Source organism: Corynebacterium sp. HMSC035E02, from assembly GCF_001836065.1.
GTDB classification, from domain to species: domain Bacteria; phylum Actinomycetota; class Actinomycetes; order Mycobacteriales; family Mycobacteriaceae; genus Corynebacterium; species Corynebacterium hiratae.
Genome location: NZ_KV827306.1, coordinates 1 through 514 on the forward strand (window position 1 = coordinate 1; position 514 = coordinate 514).

The 514-nt window shown below is 54.5% G+C and carries 1 protein-coding gene; it reads left to right on the top strand.

Annotated features, from left to right (window positions below):
- The coding region (locus tag HMPREF2635_RS01895) for a transposase (RefSeq protein WP_210401584.1) at positions 1-514 on the top strand (514 nt) is incomplete at both ends.

Below are 514 nucleotides of genomic sequence, written 5' to 3' on the forward strand. Positions count from 1 at the left end.
TCTTTCCGGTGAATCCGCAGACCATTTAGCCAAGCGCCTTGGGGTAACCAGACGAACTTTGACCCGGTGGTTCAAGCTTTTGTGGTTTATCACCGTGCCCACGTCTACTGACCCCTATCGTGTCTACGACCAGGTCTTTATCGACGGCACCTACTTTCACAAGAAATGCCTGCTGGTAGCCTGCACCGATACACACGTCATTGCCTGGCATTGGTGCTTGCGTGAAAGCTCGTATGAGTACCTGAAACTGCTCGACAAAATCGCGCAACCACTCATCGTCACCACTGACGGGGCAGGCGGAGCGCTCAAGGCACTGCGTATTAAATGGCCTGATGTTGCCATCCAGCGCTGCCTAGTTCACGTCCAGCGCAACACTTTCGCCGATATCAGCCGCAACCCGATTCACCCAGCCCATAAAGCAATCCGACAACTGGGCTACATGCTCGTCCAGGTACACAGCCTTGAAGATGCTGCGCGGTTTACTGCTGCAGTCCACCACACCCGCATCACCTTT